Here is a 7,462-nt window from a genome sequence, read left to right on the forward strand (position 1 = left end):
TTCAATGGTCTGTTCGTCTTCCGCGTATTGGAATTCGTTTACCACTTATACAAACACTCAATAATTTAAAACCAGATTGTTGAAGAAAAATTAATAAATAAAATGAATCGATTTCATAATAGCTCTTTTTAAAGTAAGAGCATTTCTTTGTAACAGAGAAATGCTTTTTATTTTTCTCAAAATTAAATGGATATTTCAATAACAATAATAATATAATAAAAAACAATACGAATTTATTGTGAAACGATAAATCATATGATAAAATCACGTTGTCATTAAATAAGTGAGGTGTTTTAAATGAATGTTAAACGAGGTTCAACCACTTTCTTAAAGGTAATTATTTTTCTGGCTGGAATTGCAGTGCTTGCTTTGTGTATCTGGTTGCCTGAGATAGCCGTTAGAGATGCAAGAGTACATCCAGATACGGCTTACTTCCTAATCCCCTTTTTAGTATGTGCATACGGATTCTGTATTGCGTTTTCTGTTGCGTTGTATCAAGCATATAAACTATTAACCTACATCGAAAAGAACAATGCTTTCTCTGAATTATCCCTTAAATCTTTGAAGATTATAAAGAAATGTGCTTTTACAGTCATTTTCCTCATTTTGTTAGGAATAGTAAGCTTAAAGGTGCTTGCTAAAGTTACAGGTGGTGATGCAGCAGGTCCTATATCATTATGTCTAATGGGTATTTTAGCAACAAGTATCATCACAGCCATTGTGGACGCTCTTCAAAAGCCATTAAAAAACATCCTTGAATTAAAACCAGAAGATGATTAACGTTACGGTAAAATTTAATTAACGAGGTGCTTTTTATGAAACAAGTTACGACACTCTTTTTAAAGCTAGCTGTTATTTTTATAGGAATCCCAGTTCTTGCATTGTGCATATTTTTGGTGCCTAAGATCGGGAATTTTGCTGGAGAATTGTATCCAGATATTGCTTATATGAAATCTCTCGTTTTAATCGATATGTACGCGGCAGCGATACCTTTTTACTTTGCTCTGTATCAAGCTTTTAAACTTTTAAGCTATATTGATAAGAACCAAGCGTTCTCGGAATTATCGGTAAAGGCTTTAAAGAATATAAAATACTGTGCCATCACGATCAGTACCTTGTACCTGCTAGGTATGCCACTCTACTATCTCATGGCGGAAAGAGTTGACCCTCCAGGTATCATACCAATCGGATTGGTCATTATTTTCGCCTCTATGGTGATCGCCGTTTTTGCTGCTGTTCTCCAAAGACTTTTACAAGAAGCCATCGATATAAAATCAGAAAATGACTTAATCATCTGAGGTGAAAACAATGGCAATTATAATCAATATTGATGTAATGCTGGCTAAAAGGAAAATGAGTGTCACCGAACTTTCTGAGAGGGTTGGTATCACAATGGCTAACCTTTCTATCTTGAAAAATGGAAAGGCAAAAGCAATTAGGCTTTCAACCTTAGAGGCAATTTGTAAAGCTTTAGAATGTCAGCCTGGAGATATTTTAGAATACAAAAGTGACGAAGACACTCGAGGATAATAAAGGAGGGATATTTAACATTGTGAAGAAGACCATCGAAACAAAATGATGGTCTATTTATATGTCTCAAATATCAACATTATTGTTTAACAGAGCCTATTAATTAATTTAGAAATAAACAAGGAAAAAGCCAACGGCCTACCTATAAAAACTCAAAATAATTTACAGGTAACGAGTGTCTTTCTAGATTCATTATGATAAATTCATTTATATATCTTAAAGAACCGTGAAATTGTTCTGAAGAAAATTTAAAATCCATACTAAAATATAGTAAAGGAGGATGAATTCGAAAAGACTTATGCGCAATACATTTAATTCATCTTTTTTGTCAGAACAAAGATTATGGATATGGATACTGTTATTTATCTATTTCATGTTTCTCTTCTATATGATTGAGTTAAAAAGAGAAAATGAATTTATTTTTTTATATACAATTTCTGAAAGCGTGTGGTTTCCCATCTTTAATACTCTTATAATAGGCATGTTATTTCTCTAGTATAAAATAAAATTAAGTGTGAAAAAGGCAGCGTTTAGTAAAGAGAAAAAAGGGATACTAATTTTTTTCATTATCTTTATTTGCATGGGTTTAGTTTATTACAATTATGTATTTCATTATTCTGAGTACTATCCATTAAACAGTCCTTACCTGTCAATCCCCGTGATTGCAGGTATAACGTATCAATATCCTGAGGAAAATCAGATTATTTTCTTTGAAAAGAAGGGGATATTTATCTATAAAATTTCTGGAGCATCGCCTATTAATAATATTTCCTCTATAAGTGATGCTTTAAAGGAAGGTAACTATCAAATAGATCCTGAGACAGATAAAATCATTTTTCAAAACGGACAATATTATTATTTTAGTAGATAATTTTTGAAAAAAAATTAAAGGAGAGGTTGAAGAACCTTATTCTCAACCCCTCCTTGCTCTTGTTAAATCTTATTTGCAATAATATCTGCGAAAGCCCTAGCCATTTCTCTACCTTGTGCCGCTGTATACACAAAAGGCCCGAAATGAGAAATGAATAATCCACGTTGAATAGCAAGAATGAGATCGGGGCTATTTAATAGAAAATCCCCTTGTTCATAAAGGTCTTCAACATCACCATTAAAATGAAAAATGCAGTCTTCAAAATTATCTTAATACGGCTTCTTTAATTTTCCGATTAAACAAGCTCCGATTTTTCCAAATAAAATCAACAAAATCATTACCAACCAAACTTTGTTCATCATGATCACAATAATTCAGGCCTTTGCCATGAAGGGACCATTGGCTGTCTGAATATTTCATCAGTGTCGACTTTCCCCCTCGTTCTCTATCTTCAATCACTAGGTAATGTTTTTGTCCAACATCATCATAGGAAGCTATCAATTCAAACTTTTCTATGAAGTCTTGAATATCTAATTTTTTCTTAATAATATGCATGATGTCCCACCCTTCTATTCAATGTACTGATTAAGACACAATACATTATTTACTTCAAATGATACCATATTAATCATATAAGAAAATCCAAATCTGTTTTTGTCTGTAAACGATTATCTTATATTTAACCTTTCTTTATGAAGAATTGAAACAAAGCGTTAGCAAAAATATCTCTCCATAATATATTCTAAGTAAATAAATGAACCATACACAGACTTATTGGGATACATTGCGGATGCTACTTCCGCTTTCGATCTTTATAGAGAATGATTAAAAAAAGAATGCCGTTTAGTTGGCATTCTCAAAAGCAATGTTCGTATATATTTCCAAAGCTTCTTCTGCGGTGATTCCAAATCGTTCCGCTGCCGCTTCAGCAACTAACTGATCGTGAACCTCAGGATCATAATTCCCACCTTTTGCTAAGACAGTTTCATAAAGATTTTCATTAATCTTAAGTGTAAAAAAGGCTCTTCCTCCATTAGGATCAGAGGCGTATACTTCGACATTACTCCAAAAACAATAAAACTCTTCTCCACAGGGAAAAGTTGCTTGGGCATAAGGACAAACCTTATGAGCTTCCGCAACGATTTCCTCAGCCACCTAGTTTCTACGCCTTTAATTGTGATGTCCATAGTAATTGCTAGTACATAGCCGTTATTCGAATCAGGATTATAGCAGAATTATTTATTTCGATATCAATTAATCAGCTTGCGAAGAGAGTTTTTCCCATGTATTGATTTCATCAATTCGTTTTGAATATGCATCGCGAATCGTGTGTACAGCGAAAGAGCCTACCGGGAAATGCTGTGGAGGATTATCGCTGTTGACCATAGAGATAATCGTTTTTACCGCTTTCGCCGGATCGCCGATATTTAAGTTTGAAACACCCTTTTCGTAAGCTTCGTACAACGGAGCGTATTCCGGTTTCTTCTCTGTTTGGTCCATGGAGTGACCAAAGAAATCGGTTCCGTAAACGGAAGGCTCTACAATCGTTGTCTTAATTCCGAAGCCGGCGAGCTCTGCAGCCAAAGATTGGGAGAAGCCTTCTACGGCAAATTTGGATGCGGAATAAATGCTGTACGGAGGCATGGACCAAGTTCCGAAGAATGATGAAATATTAATGTAATGTCCCGAACCTTGTTTCTTAAGGACAGGCAAGGTCTCGCGGATAACATTCAGCATCCCGAACACGTTAACATCGAACTGCCTCCGGATTTGTTCGTCTGTATATTCCTCCAGCATCCCGAACAGCCCGTAGCCTGCATTGTTCACGACAATGTCGATTTTACCAAACACGTCGATTGTTTCTTGAACGGCTGATTTGATTTGATCCTTATTCGTCACATCCAGCGTAGCGATATGAACGTTCTCTTGTGATATTTGTTTAAAATCCGAAATTGCATCGATCTTGCGTGCTGTTGCGACGACTTTATCACCTGTTTGTAGTAACTGCTCCACAAATTGACGACCTAATCCAGTTGAAGTTCCTGTAATAAACCATACTTTACTCATAACTCTAATTTCTCCTATTCTCTTCATTTTTATTAATTTTGGAAGAATCATTGGATATACATGATTTAAGAATGGTCATTCTCATATTTACAAAAAAATTACCACACCAAGTTTACTCGCACCTTATTCGAGAACGATCATTCTAAATTGTGCAAAAAAATTAGTCCTGTCAATTAAGACTCTAACATGTCCATTGTGAAGTCTGCGATGCGGTGAAGCTTCTCTCTATCAGTCGAAGTTCTGGCAAGTACCCACAGACCAATCAACGTATTTTGGATATTTTCAGCGAGAACTTTTGCTTTGAGCCGGGTGGTGAATTCTCCACTTTTCTGCCCTCTCAGTATCAGATTAATAAGGATTATTTTATACTATAGCCATACTGGTGACCGCTTTTGCTCACCGAATAGGTTGTGAACGATCGTTCAAAAATAAATAAAAAAATGATCAATCATAATAACCCTTTTTCCTGCTGGTACATTAAATATATTTAAGAGGGAAGAAGGTATTTATAAATGTAAAATTGTATTAATTCAATTACTAAAGTGATTTGAATAGTAGTGATTAAATTTGACGGAATACATCAACACATAAACAACAATGAGTGCCGCAAACAAGTTTAGCACGATCAGCGAAAGGTTCAAATTGAAAAATTGAGTAAGCACTCCGACTCCAATAACCGGAACGATAAATCCAGAGTACGCACACAAATAAAAAGCCGAAATGACTCGTGGCCGTGCTTCTGGTTCCGGTAACTGTCCGGCAAATCGTAACGCAATTTGAAAGGTCCATCCACCGCCGATAGACTGGATAAAAATTCCTGTCCAGAGTAATGGCAAACTTGATGTTAAACCAGAAGAAACAATAACCCATGACCCGATCGCAAGAAACAGGATGCCGAATCGGATACGTGTAACTGGATGGCTTGGCCAAGGTATGAACTGAGCCAAAGCCGCTCCACTAAGAAGCACGAAAATGATCAATCCAGAAACGGAGAGGTTAGACGTGTGAATGACATTTTTGACGAAAGTAGGAATAAGAGATAACGCTATTCCTGTTATTGTGAAAACAGTGAAGATAGGCAATCCGACCATTGACCAAAAATGAGAACGAATATTGCTAGGTACACCAAGTGATATCTTAGTTTTTATACGTATTTGCTCAAGGGAAACAACATCTTTTGGAATTGTTTCCAGTAAGATGAGCGAGACGATGAGCAGGACAATCAGAATCCAAAATGGCAATCGAAGTGGCTGAAGATGTATATATTGCAAAATTAAACCTGCGATAGCTGGTCCCAGACCAAAACCAACGAGGACCGTGACTCCTGATAACTTGAGAGCTGTGCTCACTTTATTTGGAGGAGTTTGCTTCATTAGAAAAGCAACAGCTGTACCTGTAAAGGCTCCGTAAGCGATGCCTTCCAATAACCTGGCGACATAGAGCATCCAGGCATTTATGCATCCCAGGAAAAACAAGGTAGATATGATGGAGATCCATATGCTGATGCGAACAACCCTTTTTAATCCCCAAGTGCTACCTTTGTCTCCAGTGACAAACAAAGTCGGTAACAAGAAAGCAGCATAAATGGCAAACAAGATCGTGATTTGCAAACTGTTCAGTTGATAAGTCTCACTATACAAAGGAAATAATGGAGTAATAAAGGTAGTTCCACTCGACATCAAAAGAGAAACCAAAAGCATTCTTTTCATTACGATAATCCCAACTTTCTATAATTTATTCTCCAAAAAATTTTTATATAAGCGATTAGAGATACTTATAAAATTTTTAAAAGGTTATGGTTAATAAAACGGAACGAAATTCTAAATATCCATTAAAATTATAAACAAAGTTAAATCTAATACAAAATCACACTTACTTACTAGAAGGTAAGTGTGATTTTTTAAAAAAAACCGTTCTTACGAATTTCTTAAGAAACGGTTTAACTGGTTTAGTACTTCGACTAATACATCGTCACCTAGAACACGTCTGTATAATAATGCTCCCTTAACACTTGATAATATCATTACCGCTAAAAATTGAACGTCTTCAGATCCATTTATGATTTTTTCAGTTTGTGCCTCGGCAACTATTTCTTTCATTATCGTGAGTTCCAGTCTGCTGACTTCCTTAATCTTTTCTTGTACGATATATGGCAAAGATTCGAAATCTCCCTGCAACGAAGAGATTGGACAAATTTCAGTACACTCGAACCTTTCAGCTCGTTGCTGAACGAACTGCTTAAGTTTCTCTTCAGCAGAAACTGACGAATTTTTAATTAACAACAAAAAGTTTTGCAGGCTTTTTGAAAGTCGATCGGTAATAGCAACTCCTAAATCCTCCTTCTTCTCAAAGTGATAGTGAATACTTGCCTTGGTCACACCTAATTGTTTAGAGATGTCATCATAACTGAAGGCTACATACCCTTTTTGTTGGATCAATTTTATTGCCAAATCGATGATTTGTTCTTTTCGGTTTTCCATGTCCCCATATTAACTTACTAATAGGTAAGTGTCAAGGCGAGATTAATTTTCTTACCTCAAAAAAATAATTTGATGGATTGTCAACACTAAATCAGACAACTCTTTTAAGGGACAATCGTTTGTATTCAATTGGACTGACGTAGCCTAGTGTTCCGTGAATGCACAGCTTGTTAAACCAGTTAACGTAGTCACTAAATTCGAGCGTGAGATGCGCTAGACTATTAAACTTTATCTGACGAACAAACTCTGTTTTAATGATTTTAAACGTGGCTTCCGCTACGGCATTGTCATACGGACAGCCTTTCATGCTGAGGGATCGGGCAATGTTGCATGCAATCTTCGTTGGAATTCACCCATTCATTGATGAAAACGGACGTACATCCAGACTTTTACTGAACCTAGAATTAATGAAAGACGGCTTTCCGGCAGTGGTCATTAAAGTGGAGAATCGTTTACCTTATTATGATGCACTTGATAATGCACATACATCAAAGGATTATACGGGGTTCATTCA

10 protein-coding genes and 1 pseudogene are annotated in these 7,462 nt (G+C 35.8%); 5 read left to right on the forward strand and 6 right to left on the reverse strand.

Translation table 11 applies throughout. The features are described from left to right. The first annotated feature begins 297 nt into the window (after positions 1–297). The 4 genes from A3M5_RS0107255 (at position 298) to A3M5_RS0107275 (ending at position 2,401) form a co-directional block, all read left to right on the forward strand. Positions 298–780, forward strand: a complete 483-nt coding sequence (locus tag A3M5_RS0107255) for a DUF2975 domain-containing protein (protein ID WP_018393102.1) — start codon at positions 298–300, stop codon at positions 778–780. A 35-nt stretch (positions 781–815) separates the two neighbouring features. Then, positions 816–1,298, forward strand: coding sequence for a DUF2975 domain-containing protein (locus tag A3M5_RS0107260; protein ID WP_018393103.1), 483 nt, complete (start codon positions 816–818; stop codon positions 1,296–1,298). 10 nt (positions 1,299–1,308) lie between these two features. Then, entirely contained in the window at positions 1,309–1,530 is a 222-nt protein-coding gene (locus tag A3M5_RS0107265) for a helix-turn-helix domain-containing protein (RefSeq protein ID WP_018393104.1), read from the forward strand. 514 nt (positions 1,531–2,044) lie between these two features. Beyond that, positions 2,045–2,401 carry a hypothetical protein gene (locus A3M5_RS0107275; RefSeq protein WP_018393106.1) on the forward strand — a complete coding sequence of 119 codons (357 nt, stop codon included), beginning with the start codon at positions 2,045–2,047 and terminating at the stop codon, positions 2,399–2,401. 264 nt (positions 2,402–2,665) lie between these two features. On the opposite strand, the gene A3M5_RS0107280 is transcribed toward A3M5_RS0107275, so the two are convergent. From A3M5_RS0107280 to A3M5_RS24550, 6 genes and pseudogenes are all read right to left on the reverse strand, one after another. Then, complete coding sequence (locus A3M5_RS0107280; protein ID WP_018393107.1) at positions 2,666–2,956, reverse strand: hypothetical protein; 291 nt, start codon at positions 2,954–2,956, stop codon at positions 2,666–2,668. A 288-nt stretch (positions 2,957–3,244) separates the two neighbouring features. Then, positions 3,245–3,556, reverse strand: a complete 312-nt coding sequence (locus tag A3M5_RS26055) for a hypothetical protein (protein ID WP_018393108.1) — start codon at positions 3,554–3,556, stop codon at positions 3,245–3,247. 99 nt (positions 3,557–3,655) lie between these two features. Beyond that, the gene (locus A3M5_RS0107290; protein WP_018393109.1) at positions 3,656–4,468 is read right to left on the reverse strand and encodes an SDR family NAD(P)-dependent oxidoreductase; all 813 of its coding nucleotides are present in this window, start codon (positions 4,466–4,468) and stop codon (positions 3,656–3,658) included. A gap of 530 nt (positions 4,469–4,998) precedes the next feature. Beyond that, positions 4,999–6,177, reverse strand: coding sequence for an MFS transporter (locus tag A3M5_RS0107295; RefSeq protein WP_026221621.1), 1,179 nt, complete (start codon positions 6,175–6,177; stop codon positions 4,999–5,001). A 207-nt stretch (positions 6,178–6,384) separates the two neighbouring features. Beyond that, the gene (locus tag A3M5_RS0107300) at positions 6,385–6,948 is read right to left on the reverse strand and encodes a TetR/AcrR family transcriptional regulator (protein WP_018393111.1); all 564 of its coding nucleotides are present in this window, start codon (positions 6,946–6,948) and stop codon (positions 6,385–6,387) included. 91 nt (positions 6,949–7,039) lie between these two features. Further along, a pseudogene (locus A3M5_RS24550) lies at positions 7,040–7,273 on the reverse strand (IS3 family transposase); the annotation flags it as partial. 1 nt (position 7,274) lies between these two features. Here A3M5_RS24550 and A3M5_RS22470 point away from each other — a divergent pair. Further along, positions 7,275–7,462: Fic family protein (locus tag A3M5_RS22470; RefSeq protein WP_231373225.1), on the forward strand; the 188-nt coding region annotated here is incomplete at its 3' end.

It is taken from the genome of Bacillus sp. 37MA (genome assembly GCF_000372765.1).
Taxonomy (GTDB): domain Bacteria; phylum Bacillota; class Bacilli; order Bacillales; family Domibacillaceae; genus Domibacillus; species Domibacillus aminovorans.

Bases quoted from the DNA above. Each gene is read 5' to 3' on its own strand.
- A3M5_RS0107295 (WP_026221621.1), bottom strand. From the start codon at position 6,177: ATGAAAAGAATGCTTTTGGTTTCTCTTTTGATGTCGAGTGGAACTACC.
- A3M5_RS0107290 (WP_018393109.1), bottom strand. From the start codon at position 4,468: ATGAGTAAAGTATGGTTTATTACAGGAACTTCAACTGGATTAGGTCGT.
- A3M5_RS0107260 (WP_018393103.1), top strand. From the start codon at position 816: ATGAAACAAGTTACGACACTCTTTTTAAAGCTAGCTGTTATTTTTATA.
- A3M5_RS0107265 (WP_018393104.1), top strand. From the start codon at position 1,309: ATGGCAATTATAATCAATATTGATGTAATGCTGGCTAAAAGGAAAATG.
- A3M5_RS0107255 (WP_018393102.1), top strand. From the start codon at position 298: ATGAATGTTAAACGAGGTTCAACCACTTTCTTAAAGGTAATTATTTTT.
- A3M5_RS0107300 (WP_018393111.1), bottom strand. From the start codon at position 6,948: ATGGAAAACCGAAAAGAACAAATCATCGATTTGGCAATAAAATTGATC.
- A3M5_RS0107280 (WP_018393107.1), bottom strand. From the start codon at position 2,956: ATGCATATTATTAAGAAAAAATTAGATATTCAAGACTTCATAGAAAAG.